This is a genomic window from Rhodococcus sp. JS3073 (assembly GCF_026810085.1).
GTDB lineage: Bacteria > Actinomycetota > Actinomycetes > Mycobacteriales > Mycobacteriaceae > Rhodococcus_F > Rhodococcus_F wratislaviensis.
Genome location: NZ_CP113951.1, coordinates 2,289,882 through 2,305,747, shown reverse-complemented (window position 1 = coordinate 2,305,747; position 15,866 = coordinate 2,289,882). Strand labels below are relative to the sequence as shown.

Sequence of the window (15,866 nt, the reverse complement as noted above, 5' to 3'; positions counted from 1 at the left end):
GGTGGCGTAGCGCTCGGTGTCGCCCTCTGATCAGAGCCGATGTGGGACGCCAGACCGGGTGGGGCGTGTGGTAACCGAAATGCGGAAAGCATGGCCTGAGTGTGCCGGAGGCGGTCACCGAGATCGGTTCCGGCCGAGGCGGGAAACGCACCGCACTTCACAGGCTACTGGCTGATTGGAGTGTGTCGACGATCGCGTCGAGCATCGGAACCGCCTCGCCGGGTTCGAGTTCGGGTTCGGGTTCGAGTGCATCGGCCCAGTGTTGTCGGTGCCCTGTCGTACGCTGCTCGTGTTGACCGACGACGGGGTGGTTGGTGGTGGGGGTGCGATATGACCGAGGTGATAACCGCGTTGTGCGCTCGCTGGTGCGGGAAGTGTGGTGCACGCCGCAATGCCGCGGCTGATGTGACCGCTGCGGCGGACCTGGCGTGACGTCCACCGCTGGGCTGATCGATCCCGGTGCCCAGGTCACCGCACCGACTCCCGGCCGGACTCTGGACGCGACTGTCGAACAGGGCGTGGACTCATCTCGGGTGGTGATCCGTGCTTTCGTGTACGTCCTCGATCCGACCCCCGAGCAGGCGTCGGCGTTGCGGTCGCACTGTGGGGCGCAGCGTTTCGCCTACAACTGGGCACTGTCGCAGATCAAGGCGAACCTCGACCAACGCGCTGCGGAACGATCCTACGAGATCCCTGACGCGGAGTTGACGCCGCCGGTGTCGTGGTCTGCGTACAGTCTGCGCAAACACTGGAATATCGTCAAGAACGACGTCGCCGTCAACGCCGTCACTGGGCAGGTGTGGTGGCCGGAGAATTCGAAAGAGGCCTACAGTTCCGGACTCGCGAACTGCGCGGCCGCCCTATCGAACTGGTCCGACGCCCGATCCGGAAAACGCAAAGGTCCGATGGGATTTCCCCGTTTCAAGAGCAAACGGGCGGTGCTGTCGTGCCGGTTCACCACCGGCAGTTTCGGGTTGGTCACCGACAGCGGGGATCGACGCCACATCCAACTCCCACGGATCGGCGTGGTCCGGTCTGCCGAATCGACCCGCAAATTGGCACGAAAGACGATCGCCGGGACGGCGCGGATTCGGTCGGCGACCCTCTCGTTTCGTCGGGGCCGGTGGCAGGTGTCGTTCTCGGTCGAAATCGCTCTCCCCGCGCGGGCACTGCCACCCGCCACCACCGGTACCTCCGCCGCGGTCGGCGATTGCGGTGTGGTGGTCGGAGTCGATGTGGGGGTCAAACACCTCGCAGTCCTCTCGAACGGGGAGATGATTGAGAATCCGACGCACGCACGCAAGCAAGCGAAACAACTTCGTAGCCTCGGGCGCCGTGCGTCCCGCCGTGTCGGCCCGGATCGTCGCACCGGTCAACAACCCTCCCGGCGCTGGCTGCGCACCCAGGAACAGATCCGGGCGGTGCGCATCCGCATCGCGAACAGTCGCCGCGATCACCTGCACAAACTCACCACCCGACTGGTGCGGGACTTCGATACCGTCGTCGTCGAAGACCTCAACGTCGCGGGAATGACCCGCTCCGGTGGCACCTACAAGCGGGGGTTGAACCGGGCTCTGCAGGATGCGGCGTTCGCCGAGATCCGGCGACAACTGACCTATAAGTGCGAATGGGCTGGCACCGGTCTGCAGGTGGCAGACCGGTGGTATCCGTCGAGTAAGACCTGCTCGAACTGTCAGGTAGTGAAAGCCAAACTACCGTTGAATGTTCGGGTGTTCAGCTGCGATGCGTGCGGATTTCGCGCTGATCGTGATCACAATGCTGCTCTCAACCTCGCTGCACTCGCAGCGGTTGTTGACGGTGGTGCGTCTTCGGCGAGTTGCGGACGAGACGTAAAAGACGCCCGACAGAAACCAACCATAAGACCCGCCACTCGGTGGGCTGACGGTATCGCTGCGGGAACACCACCTGGTGGTGAACGTGACCGGGGTAACCCGGATACTCATGCAGACGGCACTAAACGACACTCAGCATGAACGGCGGTACACGGTCGTGACACGACACAATTTTCGGGGGAAATTGCGAACAGCGGCCGTGACGGCCGTGACCGTGGTCTCTCTCTGCCTCGGCGGCACCGTCGCGGCCGCCGATCCGATCGTCGACACCGGTCGGGCGCTCGGCTCCGCGGTGGCGCCGAACGGGTCGAAGCTCGATCACGTCACCGTGATCGATCCGAGACACCTGACGTTGCACGTCTTCTCGGCGTCGATGCAGAAGGTGGTGCCCGTATACGTGCAGCGGCCCGCCGACACGAGCGTGCCGAGGCCCACGCTGTACTTCCTCGACGGTCAGGTTCGTCGGGAGAAGACCGACGTCGAAGAGTTCCTGGCCGACCAGAACGTGAACATCGTCAGCCCTTCCGGCGGCGAGAACGCGTATTGGACCGACTGGAAGAGCCCCGACCCGGCGATGGGGGTGAACAAGTGGAAGACCTTTATGACTCAGGAACTTCCGCCGGTCGTCGACGAGGCCCTCGGCACCAACGGAGTCAACGCGCTCGCCGGCATGTCACGGGTCGGCACCGCAGCGCTGCAGTTGGCGATCGCCGCCCCCGGACTGTTCCGTGGTGTGGCCGCGTACAGCGGTTGTGCCCTGACCAGTGATCCGCTCGGGCAGCTCCTCATCAAGATCACCATGGACAACTACGGTTACGGCAATCCGGTCAACATGTACGGCAAGGCGGACGATCCGGCGTGGGCGGCGAACGATCCCTACGTGCACGCGGCCGAACTGCGCGGAACGGAACTGTTCCTCTCCAACGGCAACGGTCTGCCGGGCCGCCACGAGACTCTGGACGGCCCCGGGATCGACGGGAACGTCGCTACACTCGCGCGGCAGATCTACGCGGGTGGCCCCATCGAAGCGGTGACCAACTACTGCACCCATCGATTCACGGATCGCCTGGGCGAGCTGGGAATACCTGCAGCCGCAAGTTTCCGTAACTCGGGCACACACTCATGGGGATACTGGCAGGACGACCTGCACGATTCCTGGCCGGTGCTGGCCCGGGCGCTGGGAGTGTGAGCGAAGTTCCTCCGGTGTTTCCCGGCGGCGAGGTCACCGACGACCTCGAGATCACGCGGTCGCTCGTCGTTCCGGCCGCCGAGTTGCAGTGGCGGTTCTCTCGAGCCGGCGGCCCCGGGGGTCAGGGAGTCAACACCACGGACTCGCGGGTGGAGTTGCGGGTGAACCTGTGGACGTTGTCGACGCTGTCGCCTGCACAGCTCGAGCGCATGCAGGTTCAGCTGGGGCACAGGCTCGTTGACGGGGTGGTCGCTGTGACGGCGTCCGAAACCCGTTCACAGCTGCGTAATCGGCGCGCGGCGCGGGCCCGGATGGCGGCGCTGTTGCGCGCGGCTGTTCTGGCCGAACCCCGCACCAGGCGTCCGACCAAGGCGACCAAGGGTTCGCACCGACGAAGACTCGACGCCAAGAAGCAACGCGGCCAGACCAAGAACCTGCGGAGGAAGCCGGACATGTAGGTGGTTTCACGCACCGGGAAATGGGGAACTTCCCGGATGTGTTGACCCCTCGTGTGCCGGAAGATGAGTACGGAAGCGCCGTGACGGATGACCGGAGGCGGCGAGGTCGGGGGATCGAGGTCACATGAGTGTGCTTGACGAGGAATTACATTCGGCAGCGTCGGCTGCCGCGGCGGGGGATCTCAGGGCCGTCGAGCGGGTGATGACGACGTTGTGGCCGCAGGTGGTGCGCTATTGCCGCACCCGCGTGGGGAATTCCACGCAGGTCACGCGGCCGGCGGACGAGGTGGCTCAGGAAGCGCTGCTCGCGGTGGCGCGGGACCTTCCGGCTCTCGCTCGCAGTGACCATCCCGTCCGCGCGGTGTATCGCATCGTGAGCCGGACCGTTGCGGACGTGCACGGCGGCGCGGCCGGAAGCCCCGACATTCCGGCGGAAGTCGCCGGGTTGCTGCACCATCTCGACGCCACCGCCCGGGAGATCGTGCTGCTGCGGGTCATCGACGGGCTGTCCGTGCACGACACCGCGGGCGTCCTCGGGCTCCCGGTGGGCAGGGTCCTCGTCGTGCAGCACGAGGCGCTGAAGACACTGCGGACGAAGGTGGCCTGAGCGGTGTCAGCGCCGGTCGGACAGGACGCAGAACTCGTTGCCCTCCGGATCGGCGAGCACCACCCAACTCTGCTCGCCCTGACCGACATCCGCGTGCCGGGCGCCGAGCCCGAGAAGTCGTGCGACCTCGGCCTGCTGATCGTCGGGCCGGAAGTCGAGATGCAGCCGGTTCGGTAGCTGCTTCCGGTCCGGAACGGCCACGAACAGGATTTCGGGGTGACTGTCGGCCCGGGGCCGGATGTGGACGTCGCCGTCGGAATCGGTCACGGCGCCCCAACCCAGAGCCTCGGCCCACCAGCGTCCCAGGGCCGCCGGGTCGACGGCGTTGACCACCACGGCTTCCCATTGCAGTCCCATGCGTCAACGGTACGGGGAGCGGCGGACGCCCGTCACCGATTCACTGCAGCGTCGGATCGATCGGTTCGACGCCGAGGCGTTCGGAGTATTGCTCGTTGAGTTCGCGCCAGCCGTAGTCCATCGCTTCGGCGCCGACGATCGGTCCGATCGGATTGCCGTCGAGCAGGGCCTCGGCGACGTCCAGGCACATGTGCCACCCGGCGGCCGTCATCGCCGCGGTTCGCTGGTCGTCGAGCGTGTGGCGCAAGGTCAGTCGCGTGCCCGCGTCGGTTTCCTCGATCGTCCAGAGCAGGAGGTCGTCGCCCCAGGTGTGTTCGAGGACGTGAGGTGCTTCGGCCCGGGTCACGGTGCCGTCGAGTTCGGTGCGGTCCTGCCCGTCGACCATGATCAGGGTGGCGGGACCGACTGTTCCGAGGTTCCGGTCCGCGGTGTACGGCGCCCACTGCGGAAGTTCGCCGGGGTCGGTGAGCGCGGTCCACAGCGCCGACGGCGAGTGGGTGAAGTCGCGGACGAAGGTCAGGGTCCAGCGGGTGCCGTCGGGTCGTGCTTCGACGTGCCGCAGTGGGCCGGGGCGGAAGTCGCGCCGTGCGTCTGGCTCGGTCATGAGGGAGTCTCCTTCGAATCGAGGTGCCGCTCGAGGGCGTCGAAGTGATGCGTCCACAGCAGGCGGTAGGGCTGCAGCCACGCGTCGAACTCGTCGAAGGGTTCGCGGTGCAGGCTGTAGATGCGATGCTGGGCGGCGGTGCGGCAGGTGACGAATCCGGCCTGGCGCAGCACCCGCAGGTGCTTGGACACGGTCGGCTGCGGCAGTGCGAGCTGGTCGACGAGTTCGCCGACGCTGGCGTGGCCGGACCGCAGCCGTTCGAGGATCCTGCGCCTCTGCGGTTCGGCGACCACGGTGAACACGTCCGGTGCCATGCTCCCGAGTATGCGCGTACGCGTATATACGCGTCAAGGAATATGAATGTCCGGTTGCGGCATGAACGCGATCGACAGCAGGGACCGGACGAACTCGCGCAGAGCCCGCTCGTCGGACGTGTCCACGATCCCCTTCGTGGTGATGAGCGAGCCGATGATGCGGAACGCCCACTCGGAGATGGCGGTGGAGCTCACGCCCGACAGCTGCTCGCGGGAGAACAGGCGCTCGAAGTGGGGGGCAAGCAGTTGCGCCCCGAGTTCGATCATCGGCTTCGCCTTGACCGTGAACCAGGGCAGCACCACCTCGGGGTCGTCGCGCAAACCCTTCTGCAGCAACCGGTGTCCGCGTGCGTACTGGACGGCGAACACGACGGCGTCGACGAATCGCACCTGGAGTTGGCTCTGCCGTCCCCGCAACACCGGGTCCAGCACGACGAAGAACCGGGAGATCTCCCGCTGGAAGAGGGCCTCGAGGATGGCGGACTGGTCGCCGACGTGTTTGTAGAGCGTGGGCCGGGACAGTCCCGCCCGCTCGGCGATGACCGCGTGGAGCCGGGTGCTGTACCCGAGTTCGATCAGGCACTCTTCGGCCGCATCGAGGATCCGTTCCCGGAGTTCGCCGGGGGTCGGTGTCGTCGGCCGCGTCCTCACGGCCCTGATTGTGCTGGTCGGGTGGGGTGGGCGCAAACAGAAGCCGCAAATGTGAATTCGAGTCACAGATAACCATTGACCTACGTCACACCCGGGTTTACGTTTTACCTATAAACGGCAACGAGATGGAATCGCGCTCGACGAAGGGAACAGCGATGTCTCAGCGTTCACACACGATCGACCGGGAGGAAGTCGCCGGCAGGCTCCTCGCAGGCTCCGTCAAGCGCTCGTACGCTCCCGTCGTCGACATCGACTGGGACGCGCCCCTCCAGGACGGCAAGTACTTCCTGCCGCCGCAGGTCCTGTCCCTGTGGGGAACCGAGATGTGGGACCGGATGAGCGAGGCGCAGCGTATCGAGCTGTCCCGGCAGGAGTCGGCCAACATCCTCAGCGTCGGAATCTGGTTCGAGAACATCCTCAACCAGGCGCTCCTACGCGCGCTGCTGCACAACGATCCGAGCTCGCTGCACACCCGGTACGTGCTCACCGAGATGGGTGACGAGTGCAGGCACATGACGATGTTCGGACGTGCCATCGAGCAGATGGGCGCCAAGCCGTTCCAGCTCCGGTGGTATCAGGCTGTCGTCGTCAACGTGCTGCCCAAGACATTTCGCGGAACCATGCTGTGGGTGGCCGCGCTCATCGGCGAGGAGATCTTCGACGCCACGCAGCGGCGCGTCCTCGAGGACCCGCAGTTGCAGCCGATGATTTCCCGGCTGATGCGGATCCACGTCACCGAGGAATCCCGGCACATCCGATTCGCGCGCGAGGGGGTGCGTCGCCGCGTCGCGGAAGGCCACCGGATCGACAGGCTGTGGGTCGGAACGCTGCAGGGGGTCGGCGGCCCGCTGTTCCAGCGGCTGTTCACCAACCCGGCCATGTACGAGCGGGCCGGACTGGATGCGAAGGAGGCGCGTCGACAGGCACTGGCAAACCCGAATTTTCGCGAAAATCAACGCCGCGGGTTCGAGTCGCTGGCCGCGTTCCTCGAGGAGAACGGCCTGATGCGAGCGACCTCCCGCGCGCTGTGGCGGCGCGGGGGATTCCTGTGACACCGGGGACCTCCGAGCCGGACGTCCTCGTCGTCGGCACCGGATTCGCCGGATTGTGTATGGCGATCAAGCTGAAGGAGGCGGGGGAGGAGAACTTCGTCGTTCTCGAGAAGACCGATCGGGTGGGCGGAACGTGGCGGGAGAACACGTATCCGGGATGTGCCTGCGACGTGATGTCGCTGATGTATTCGTTCTCCTTCGCGCCCAACCGTAAATGGACCCGGATGTACGCGCGGCAGCCCGAGATTCTCGACTACATCGAGAGGGTGGTCCGCGACTACGATCTGGCATCACGCATCCGGTTCGGCTCCGAGGTGATCTCCTACGACTTCGACGAGGGAACGGACCGGTGGCGGGTGGAGACTCGGTCGGGTTCCGTCTATCACCCGCGAATCGTCGTCGCGGGTCCGGGACCGCTGCACAAACCCAGCATTCCCGACTTCCCCGGCCGGGAGTCGTTTTCCGGACCGGCATTCCATTCCGCCGAGTGGGATCACGCGGTCGACCTGACCGGCAAGCGGGTGGCGGTCGTCGGCACCGGGGCGAGCGCCGTGCAGTTCGTTCCCGAGGTGGCGAAGGAGGCGGCGCACGTCGACGTCTTCCAGCGGACACCCCACTGGATCCTGCCGAAGCTGGACCGCCCGATCACCGCAGGTGAGAAGGCGGTGTTCCACGCAGTGCCCGGTGCCCAGAAGGCCTACCGCGGCGCGATCTACTGGAGCCACGAATCGTTGATCGCCGGTTTCCTGCACCCACGACTGATGACGGTGCTGGAGTCGGCTGCCCGGGGGCTGCTGCGCAGACAGGTGCGCGACCCCGCACTGCGTGCCACCCTGACTCCCGACTACACCATCGGGTGCAAGCGAATTCTGGTGTCCAGCAATTTCTACCCCGCCCTGCAGCGTGAAGACGTCGAACTGGTCACCTCGGGTATCTCGGAGATCACCGAGTGCGGGATCCGCACCGAGGACGGAACGGTGCACGAGGCGGACGTCATCGTCTACGGCACGGGGTTCGCGGTCGGCGACCGGTTCGAGAACGAGCACATCGTCGGCCGGCGCGGGCTGACGATCCACCGGGCCTGGCGCGACGGCATGGAGGCGTACCTGGGTGTCGCGGTCGCGGGGTTTCCGAACTTCTTCCTCATGATGGGGCCGAATTCCGGTGGCGGCAATCAGTCGATCGTCTTCGTCATCGAGGCCCAGGCGCATTACATCACCCGATGCCTGGCACTGATGAAGAAGCGCGACGCGACGCGGATCGAGGTGCGTGCGGGCGCGCAGCGCGAATTCAACCGGGTGGTCCACCGCAAACTCGCGGGCTCGGTGTGGAATTCGGGTGGGTGCGACAGCTGGTACCTCGATTCCACCGGCCACAATCGTGCTGCGTGGCCGGGGTCGAGCGTGTCCTACTGGCGGCGGATGCGCACCCCCGACGACCGGCACTTCGAGCTGAGTTCGTTCGCGGAGCGCGAGGACGACACCGAGTACAGCGGGCCCGGCGTGCTCACGTCCGGCGACCTGACCGTGCCCGTCGAGGTCTTCCTGAACGGTCACATCGAACCGCTGGACGGTCTCTACCACTGGTACGGCCGCGTCGTCGGCGACGGCGTCGACGCGGCGAAGCAGCGCAACCGCACCCCGCTGTTCCTCACGATCGGGGACGGTCCCGAAGTGCCCGCCGCCCTCGCCGAGCGCGACCCGTGGGGCCACTACCGGATAGCCGGGGTGGGCACGCCCCCGTTCCCGCTGGCGCCGGTCGAGGTCGAGGTTCCCGTCTCCCGGGCCAAACTCGCCTCGGCGGAATAAGCTTGTAGCTGAGCGTGTATCACACGTCGGACTCGAGCGGGAAGGGTGCTGATGCGCGACGTGCTGGCTGACCTGGTGGCGGTGTGGACCGCGGGTGGGACGGCGGGTGTCGGAACCGTGGTCCGCACGTTCCGTTCCGCGCCGCGACCGCCGGGGGCGTCGATGGTCGTGGCGCCCGACGGCAGCGCGTCCGGTTCGGTGTCCGGCGGGTGCGTCGAGGGAGCGGTCTACGAACTCGCATCCGAGGTCACGGCGTCCGGCACGCCGGTGCTGCAGCGGTACGGGATCAGCGACGAGAACGCGTTCGAGGTGGGTCTCACCTGCGGTGGAATCATCGACATCTTCGTCGAGCCCGTCTCGCGGGACAATTTTCCGGAACTCGGTGAGATCGCCCGGGACATCGAGAACCACCGGCCGGTCGCGGTGGCCACCGTCGTGGCGCATCCCGATGCGGCTCGGGTGGGGCGGCGGCTGGTCGTCCGGCACGAGCACGTGAGCGGTTCGCTCGGCTCGGACCGTGCCGATTCCGCGGTCACCGACGACGCCCGGGGCCTCCTCGCGGCGGGCGGCAGCACGGTGCTGACGTACGGCACCGACGGTCAGCGTCGCGGCGAGGGCATGGAGGTGTTCGTCGCCAGTTACGCGCCGAGACCGCGCATGCTCGTGTTCGGGGCCATCGACTTCGCCGCCGCGGTGGCCCGGCAGGGCGCCTTCATGGGATACCGGGTGACGGTCTGCGACGCCCGTCCGGTGTTCGCGACGCACGCCCGATTCCCGACGGCCGACGAGGTGGTGGTGGACTGGCCGCACCGGTATCTCGCCGCCCAGGCCGAGGCCCGGGCCATCGACGGCCGGACCGTGATCTGTGTGCTCACCCACGACCCCAAGTTCGACGTCCCTCTCCTCGAGACGGCGCTGCGCCTCCCGGACGTCGCGTACATCGGCGCCATGGGATCACGCAGAACGGACCTGGATCGGCGCGAACGCCTGCGCGAGGTCGGCCTGACCGACACCGAGCTCGACCGGTTGTCGAGTCCCATCGGCCTGGACATCGGCGCCCGGACACCCGAAGAGACGGCGGTGTCCATCGCCGCCGAGATCATCGCCCGCCGGTGGGGTGGCACGGGGCGCCCGCTCGCGGAGTCGAGCGGTCGGATCCACCACGAGGAACCCGTCGATTCCTGCGTCGACTAGGGCGGTTCACCCGGGGTTGACGGACCACCGGTTCTTGCGGAGGCTGAGAGCATCCACATTTGTGAGGTAGGTCACAATGCAAGTACCAGGATCCTTCGAATACGAGAGGGCCACGGGCGTCGAGGACGCCATCGCCCTGCTCGACCGGCTGGGCGACGAAGCCCGACTCGTCGCAGGCGGCCACAGCCTGCTCCCCATGATGAAACTTCGCCTCGCCAACCCCGAGTACCTCATCGACATCAACGACCTCGAGGGCGAACTCGGCTACATCACGACCGAGCGGTCGAGGCTGCGGATCGGTGCGATGACACGGCACCGCCGGCTTCTCGAATCGGATGAACTCGCGGCGGCGTTCCCCCTCTTCCGCGACGCGGAGAAGGTGATCGCCGACCCGGTGGTCCGCAACCGCGGAACCATCGGCGGATCGCTGTGCCAGGCGGATCCGGCCGAGGACCTCACCACTGTCTGCGCTGTTCTCGACGCCACCTGCGTGGTGCGCGGGCCGGGCGGACGCCGCGAGATCCCCATGTCCGAGTTCCTCGTCGGACCGTACGAGACGGCGCTCGCGCACAACGAGATGCTCATCGAGATCGTGATACCGGTCCACGGCCACAGCTCCAGCGCGTACGCCAAGGTCGAACGGCGGACCGGAGATTGGGCGGTCACCGCGGCCGGAGCGGCCGTCACGGTGGAGGGCGGCGAGATCGCCCGGGCAGCGGTCGGTCTGACCGCCGTCAACCCGGATCCGTCCGGACTCTCGGATGTCGCCGACTACCTGACCGGACGGCCTCCGTCCGAGGAGGCGTTCGCCCAGGCCGGGCGGATGGCCGCGCGGGCCTGCGAGCCCCTCGCCGACGCACGCGGCACCGTCGACTACAAACGCCATCTCGCATCCGAACTCACGATCCGCACACTCCGTACAGCGGTCGACCGGGTGCTCCGCAGCGACGTGGAGCACGAGCCGACCGGAGAAGAGGCATAGCCATGCAGGTGAACATGACCGTCAACGGTGAAGCAGTGAGCGCCGAGGTGGAACCGCGCATGCTGCTGGTCCATTTCCTCCGCGACCAGCTGGGCCTGACCGGGACCCATTGGGGCTGCGACACCAGCAACTGCGGTACCTGCGTCGTCACCGTGGACGGCGATCCGGTGAAGTCGTGCACGATGCTCGCCGCGATGGCGGGCGGGCACGACGTCCGCACGGTCGAGGGCCTCGAACACGACGGCGAACTCGATCCCGTCCAGCAGGGCTTCATGCAGTGCCACGGACTACAGTGCGGGTTCTGCACCCCCGGCATGATGATGACGGCGCGAGCACTGCTCGACCGGGAGGAGAGCCCGGACGAGGCCACCATCCGGGAAGCGATCTCCGGGCAGATCTGCCGCTGCACCGGGTACACCACGATCGTGCGCTCGATCCAGTGGGCGGCGGATCATCGGGCGGGCGAGGCCGCCGAGCCGGAACCGGCCGGCGACTTCGACGCGGAGGTCCAGGAGGACAAGACACGGGGCGCCGAGGGCGCACCGATGACAGTCGAGGAACACGCGACCACCGGAAGTGCATCATGACCACCGTCGAATCCCGTCCGCCGTCGGGCGACGCCGACGTCGTCGACAACGACAAGAAACCCTGCGGCCACGGCCGCATGCTGCGCAAGGAGGATCCCCGCTTCATCCGGGGGCTCGGAAATTACGTCGACGACATCACGCTCCCCGGCATGCTGCACCTGGCGATCCTGCGGTCGCCGGTCGCGCACGCGCGGATCGTGAGCATCGATACCACTGCGGCACAGGAACACCCGAAGGTGACAGCAGTGGTGACGGGGGCCGACCTCGCCGCGAAGAACCTCGCATGGATGCCGACGCTGTCCAACGACGTGCAGGCCGTGCTGGCCACCGACAAGGTGCGGTTCCAGGGCCAGGAGGTCGCGTTCGTCATCGCCGAGGACCGTTATTCGGCCCGCGACGCGCTGGAACTGATCGACGTCGAGTACGACATGCTCGATCCCGTCGTCGACGCGCGCGCCGCGCTCTCGCCCGATGCGCCGGTGATCCGCGACGACCTCGAAGGCAAGACGGACAATCACTGCTTCGACTGGGAGACAGGCGATGCCGCCGCGACCGATGCCGTGTTCGCGAAGGCGGACGTGGTGGCGAAGCAGGAGATCGCCTACCCCCGGGTGCATCCCGCACCGATGGAGACGTGCGGTGCGATCGCGGACGTCGACCGGGTGTCCGGCAAGCTGACGCTGTACTCCACCTCGCAGGCCCCGCACGCACACCGGACGGTCTACGCCCTGGTCTCGGGGATCCCGGAGCACAAGATCCGGGTGGTGTCCCCGGACATCGGCGGGGGCTTCGGCAACAAGGTCCCGATCTACCCGGGATACGTGTGCGCCATCGTCGCGTCACTGGTGACCGGCAAACCGGTGAAGTGGATGGAGGACCGCAGCGAGAACCTGATGAGCACCGGGTTCGCCCGCGACTACATCATGGTCGGTGAGATCGCCGCCACCAAAGAGGGCAAGATACTCGCGATCCGCACGAAGGTGCTGGCCGATCACGGAGCCTTCAACGGCACGGCAGCCCCGGTGAAGTATCCGGCCGGTTTCTTCGGCGTCTTCACCGGCAGCTACGACATCGAGGCCGCGCACTGCGCGATGACAGCCGTCTACACCAACAAGGCGCCCGGCGGGGTGGCGTACGCCTGCTCGTTCCGCATCACCGAGGCGGTGTATCTGGTCGAGCGGCTCGTCGACTGCCTGGCGTTCGATCTGAAGATGGATCCGGCGGAGCTTCGGCTGAAGAATCTGCTGAGGCCGGAACAGTTCCCGTACACCAGCAAGACGGGGTGGGTGTACGACTCGGGTGACTACGAGACCACCATGCGCAAGGCCATGGACATGATCGGCTACCAGCAGTTGCGGGAGGAGCAGCGGGAACGCCGCGAGCGCGGGGAGCTGATGGGGATCGGTATGTCGTTCTTCACCGAGGCCGTCGGCGCGGGCCCCCGGAAGGACATGGACATCCTCGGCCTGGGCATGGCCGACGGGTGCGAACTGCGCGTGCATCCCACCGGGAAAGCTGTCCTCCGGTTGTCGGTGCAGACCCAGGGGCAGGGTCACGAGACGACGTTCGCGCAGATCGTGGCGGAGGAACTCGGGATTCCGCCGGACGACATCGACGTCGTGCACGGCGACACCGACAACACGCCGTTCGGGCTCGGCACGTATGGCAGCCGGTCGACGCCGGTGTCGGGGGCGGCCGCGGCGCTGGTGGCCCGCAAGGTGCGGGACAAGGCGAAGATCATCGCGTCCGGGATGCTCGAGGCCTCGGTCGCGGATCTGGAATGGGAGAAGGGCGAATTCCATGTGAAGGGTGACCCCACGGCGAAGGTGACCATCCAGGACATCGCGATGCGGGCTCACGGCGCGGGCGACCTGCCGGAGGGCATCGAGGGTGGACTCGACGCGCAGATCTGCTACAACCCTGAGAATCTGACGTACCCCTACGGCGCGTACTTCTGCGTCGTCGACGTCGACCCCGGCACCGCAGTGGTGAAGGTGCGGCGGTTCCTCGCCGTCGACGACTGCGGCACGCGCATCAACCCGATGATCATCGAGGGGCAGGTCCACGGTGGCATCGTCGACGGCATCGGTATGGCGCTCATGGAGATCATCGAGTTCGACGAGGACGGCAACTGCCTCGGCGGGTCACTGATGGACTACCTGATCCCCACCGCGCTCGAGGTCCCGAAGCTCGAGACCGGCTTCACCGTGACCCCGTCGCCGCATCACCCCATCGGCGCGAAGGGCATCGGGGAGTCCGCGACGGTCGGATCGCCCGCGGCCGTGGTGAACGCGGTCGTGGATGCGCTCGCCCCGTTCGGGGTCCGGCACGCTGACATGCCGCTCACCCCGTCCCGGGTGTGGGAGGCCATGCAGGGCCGCGCGACACCCCCGATCTGAATGTCGCCCGTCGGCTGCGAGGAGGCTTGATGGATCTGAAAGAGCGTGCGGCGCAACTGACACGCGACCGCAGGCCGTTCGTCCATGCGACCGTCGTGCGGGCGCAGCCGCCCACGTCCAGTCATACCGGCGACGAGGCGATCCTCCTGCAGGACGGGACGATCGAGGGGTTCGTCGGCGGTCAGTGCGCGCAGAATTCGGTGCGCACGGCCGCCCTGGGCGCGCTGGCGACCAACGAGAGCGTGCTGTTGCGGGTCCTTCCCGACGGGGCCGTGCAGTTCCCCGAGACTCCGGGCGCGTCGGTCGTGGTGAATCCGTGTCTGTCCGGCGGCGCCATGGAGATTTTCCTGGAGCCGCAACTGCCACCGCCGTTGGTGCGGATCTTCGGCACCACTCCGATCGCGCAGGCGTTGGCGGGCATAGCGGGACTGCTGGGCTTCACCGTCGAGCACGACGACGCCGGGATCGAACAGTTCTCCGGCACGACGGCGGTGGTGCTCGCCGGGCACGGCGGGCCCGAAGCCGAGGTCATCCGTGCGGCGCTCGACGCGGGGGTCGGGTACGTCGGGCTCGTCGCCAGCCGTACACGTGGCGGGGCCATCCTCGACACCCTGGGTCTGACCGAGTCCGAACGGGCACGGGTGCACACCCCCGTCGGCCTGAACATCGGGGCGCGGACGTCGGCGGAGATCGCGGTGTCGATCGCGGCCGAATTGGTGCAGGAATTGCGGACCGCGGGACTTCGCGCGCCCGAGGACGATTCGTCGCCGCGGGCGGCGGTGGCGGAGGTGATCGATCCCGTGTGCGGGATGCGCGTCGTGGTGGGGCCGGATACCGCCCACCTACGGCGGGACGGCAACGACTTCTGGTTCTGCGGGCCGGGTTGCCGGGCATCGTTCGCGCAGGAGACGGCGGTATGACGGCGGCGTTCGAGGATGTGGCGGACGTGGTCCGGCGCTTCGATGCGGAGGACTACCTTCTGGACTTCGGCACCGCGTCGGCCCTGTATCTCGCGGCGGCCCTGCGTCGCCCGCTCCTGCTCGAAGGCGAACCCGGGGTCGGCAAGACCACCGCGGCGAAGGCTCTCGCGACCGTCCTCGGCGCCCCGCTGATCCGGTTGCAGTGCTACGAGGGCCTCACCGCGAACGAGGCCCTCTACGACTGGAATTATCAGCGTCAGTTGCTCACCATCCGGCTGGCCGAATCGCGGGGCGACGGCCTGACCGAGGACGACCTGTTCACCGAGGAATTCCTGCTGGAACGTCCCATCCTTCACTGTGTGCGATATCGGGGACCGACTCCGCCCGTCCTGCTGATCGACGAAATAGACCGAGCCGACGACGAGTTCGAGGCACTACTCCTCGAATTCCTGGGGGAGGCGTCCGTCACCGTTCCCGAACTGGGAACGTTCACGGCCGAACATCACCCCGTCGTCGTGCTGACGTCCAACCGGAGTCGCGACCTCCACGACGCGCTGCGCAGGCGGTGCCTCTACCACTGGATCGACTATCCGGAGCCGGCGCGGGCGGCCGCCATCGTGCGTCGCACGGTGCCCGCGGCGGCGGCGCCCCTCATCGAGCACGCCACCCGGTTCGTCGGCCGGGCCCGCGAACTCGACCTCGACAAGCCGCCCGGAATCGCCGAGACGATCGACTGGGTGTCCGCACTCGCGGCGCTGGGTGTGGCAGATCTGGTTCGCGACGACGCGATCCAGAGCCTGAGTGCCCTCGCGAAGACCCCCGACGACCGCACAATAGTTCAGGACGCATTCGCCGACTACGCGCACGGCCTGGCCACCGGATGAGAGGTTA

The 15,866-nt window shown here is 67.2% G+C and carries 16 protein-coding genes; 12 read left to right on the top strand and 4 right to left on the bottom strand.

Annotated features, from left to right (window positions below):
- The first annotated feature begins 518 nt into the window (after positions 1–518).
- The 4 genes from tnpB to OYT95_RS10515 all read left to right on the top strand — a co-directional run bounded on the left by tnpB (position 519) and on the right by OYT95_RS10515 (position 4,107).
- Positions 519–1,994, top strand: a complete 1,476-nt coding sequence (gene tnpB, locus OYT95_RS10530) for an IS607 family element RNA-guided endonuclease TnpB (protein WP_442972565.1) — start codon at positions 519–521, stop codon at positions 1,992–1,994.
- A gap of 58 nt (positions 1,995–2,052) precedes the next feature.
- Positions 2,053–3,042: an alpha/beta hydrolase gene (locus OYT95_RS10525; RefSeq protein WP_268791417.1), complete on the top strand. Its 990-nt coding sequence runs from the start codon at positions 2,053–2,055 to the stop codon at positions 3,040–3,042.
- Positions 3,039–3,500, top strand: a complete 462-nt coding sequence (gene arfB / locus OYT95_RS10520) for an alternative ribosome rescue aminoacyl-tRNA hydrolase ArfB (protein WP_052033224.1) — start codon at positions 3,039–3,041, stop codon at positions 3,498–3,500. Before OYT95_RS10525 ends, arfB begins: the two co-directional genes overlap by 4 nt.
- Before the next feature lie 124 nt (positions 3,501–3,624).
- Positions 3,625–4,107, top strand: a complete 483-nt coding sequence (locus OYT95_RS10515; protein WP_268791416.1) for a sigma factor-like helix-turn-helix DNA-binding protein — start codon at positions 3,625–3,627, stop codon at positions 4,105–4,107.
- Positions 4,108–4,113: 6 nt separating this feature from the next.
- Here OYT95_RS10515 and OYT95_RS10510 read toward each other — a convergent pair whose 3' ends face one another.
- From OYT95_RS10510 to OYT95_RS10495, 4 genes are read right to left on the bottom strand one after another with little or no spacing between them, the layout of a single operon-like run.
- Positions 4,114–4,464, bottom strand: a complete 351-nt coding sequence (locus tag OYT95_RS10510; protein WP_037233068.1) for a VOC family protein — start codon at positions 4,462–4,464, stop codon at positions 4,114–4,116.
- A gap of 40 nt (positions 4,465–4,504) precedes the next feature.
- The gene (locus tag OYT95_RS10505) at positions 4,505–5,068 is read right to left on the bottom strand and encodes an SRPBCC family protein (RefSeq protein WP_037233071.1); all 564 of its coding nucleotides are present in this window, start codon (positions 5,066–5,068) and stop codon (positions 4,505–4,507) included.
- Positions 5,065–5,382 (bottom strand): ArsR/SmtB family transcription factor, encoded by a 318-nt coding sequence (locus OYT95_RS10500; protein ID WP_268791415.1) that lies wholly within the window; start codon positions 5,380–5,382, stop codon positions 5,065–5,067. The genes OYT95_RS10505 and OYT95_RS10500 overlap by 4 nt, the downstream gene beginning before the upstream one ends.
- A gap of 33 nt (positions 5,383–5,415) precedes the next feature.
- Positions 5,416–6,033: a TetR/AcrR family transcriptional regulator gene (locus OYT95_RS10495; RefSeq protein ID WP_268791414.1), complete on the bottom strand. Its 618-nt coding sequence runs from the start codon at positions 6,031–6,033 to the stop codon at positions 5,416–5,418.
- A 125-nt stretch (positions 6,034–6,158) separates the two neighbouring features.
- On the opposite strand from OYT95_RS10495, the gene OYT95_RS10490 reads away from it, so the two are divergent.
- From OYT95_RS10490 to OYT95_RS10455, 8 genes are all read left to right on the top strand, one after another.
- Positions 6,159–7,085, top strand: coding sequence for an AurF N-oxygenase family protein (locus tag OYT95_RS10490; RefSeq protein ID WP_268791413.1), 927 nt, complete (start codon positions 6,159–6,161; stop codon positions 7,083–7,085).
- The gene (locus OYT95_RS10485; protein ID WP_268791412.1) at positions 7,082–8,893 is read left to right on the top strand and encodes a DUF4873 domain-containing protein; all 1,812 of its coding nucleotides are present in this window, start codon (positions 7,082–7,084) and stop codon (positions 8,891–8,893) included. Before OYT95_RS10490 ends, OYT95_RS10485 begins: the two co-directional genes overlap by 4 nt.
- 51 nt (positions 8,894–8,944) lie before the next feature.
- Positions 8,945–10,087, top strand: coding sequence for an XdhC family protein (locus OYT95_RS10480; RefSeq protein WP_268791411.1), 1,143 nt, complete (start codon positions 8,945–8,947; stop codon positions 10,085–10,087).
- Positions 10,088–10,163: 76 nt separating this feature from the next.
- The gene (locus OYT95_RS10475) at positions 10,164–11,069 is read left to right on the top strand and encodes an FAD binding domain-containing protein (RefSeq protein ID WP_268791410.1); all 906 of its coding nucleotides are present in this window, start codon (positions 10,164–10,166) and stop codon (positions 11,067–11,069) included.
- Positions 11,070–11,071: 2 nt separating this feature from the next.
- A complete protein-coding gene (locus OYT95_RS10470; RefSeq protein ID WP_037233084.1) occupies positions 11,072–11,656 on the top strand; it encodes a (2Fe-2S)-binding protein in 585 nt (194 codons plus the stop codon).
- The gene (locus OYT95_RS10465; protein WP_268791409.1) at positions 11,653–14,055 is read left to right on the top strand and encodes an aerobic carbon-monoxide dehydrogenase large subunit; all 2,403 of its coding nucleotides are present in this window, start codon (positions 11,653–11,655) and stop codon (positions 14,053–14,055) included. Before OYT95_RS10470 ends, OYT95_RS10465 begins: the two co-directional genes overlap by 4 nt.
- Before the next feature lie 29 nt (positions 14,056–14,084).
- Positions 14,085–14,975 (top strand): XdhC family protein, encoded by an 891-nt coding sequence (locus tag OYT95_RS10460; protein ID WP_268791408.1) that lies wholly within the window; start codon positions 14,085–14,087, stop codon positions 14,973–14,975.
- On the top strand, positions 14,972–15,859 hold the full coding sequence (locus OYT95_RS10455) for an AAA family ATPase (protein ID WP_112300998.1): 888 nt from the start codon (positions 14,972–14,974) through the stop codon (positions 15,857–15,859). Before OYT95_RS10460 ends, OYT95_RS10455 begins: the two co-directional genes overlap by 4 nt.
- The last annotated feature ends 7 nt before the right edge of the window (positions 15,860–15,866 follow it).

What these genes read in the sequence shown, in the direction of transcription:
- OYT95_RS10475 (WP_268791410.1), top strand. Translation starts at nt 10,164, where the DNA reads ATGCAAGTACCAGGATCCTTCGAATACGAGAGGGCCACGGGCGTCGAG.
- OYT95_RS10490 (WP_268791413.1), top strand. Translation starts at nt 6,159, where the DNA reads ATGGAATCGCGCTCGACGAAGGGAACAGCGATGTCTCAGCGTTCACAC.
- OYT95_RS10470 (WP_037233084.1), top strand. Translation starts at nt 11,072, where the DNA reads ATGCAGGTGAACATGACCGTCAACGGTGAAGCAGTGAGCGCCGAGGTG.
- OYT95_RS10480 (WP_268791411.1), top strand. Translation starts at nt 8,945, where the DNA reads ATGCGCGACGTGCTGGCTGACCTGGTGGCGGTGTGGACCGCGGGTGGG.
- OYT95_RS10505 (WP_037233071.1), bottom strand. Translation starts at nt 5,068, where the DNA reads ATGACCGAGCCAGACGCACGGCGCGACTTCCGCCCCGGCCCACTGCGG.
- OYT95_RS10500 (WP_268791415.1), bottom strand. Translation starts at nt 5,382, where the DNA reads ATGGCACCGGACGTGTTCACCGTGGTCGCCGAACCGCAGAGGCGCAGG.
- OYT95_RS10515 (WP_268791416.1), top strand. Translation starts at nt 3,625, where the DNA reads ATGAGTGTGCTTGACGAGGAATTACATTCGGCAGCGTCGGCTGCCGCG.
- OYT95_RS10455 (WP_112300998.1), top strand. Translation starts at nt 14,972, where the DNA reads ATGACGGCGGCGTTCGAGGATGTGGCGGACGTGGTCCGGCGCTTCGAT.
- OYT95_RS10510 (WP_037233068.1), bottom strand. Translation starts at nt 4,464, where the DNA reads ATGGGACTGCAATGGGAAGCCGTGGTGGTCAACGCCGTCGACCCGGCG.
- OYT95_RS10460 (WP_268791408.1), top strand. Translation starts at nt 14,085, where the DNA reads ATGGATCTGAAAGAGCGTGCGGCGCAACTGACACGCGACCGCAGGCCG.
- OYT95_RS10465 (WP_268791409.1), top strand. Translation starts at nt 11,653, where the DNA reads ATGACCACCGTCGAATCCCGTCCGCCGTCGGGCGACGCCGACGTCGTC.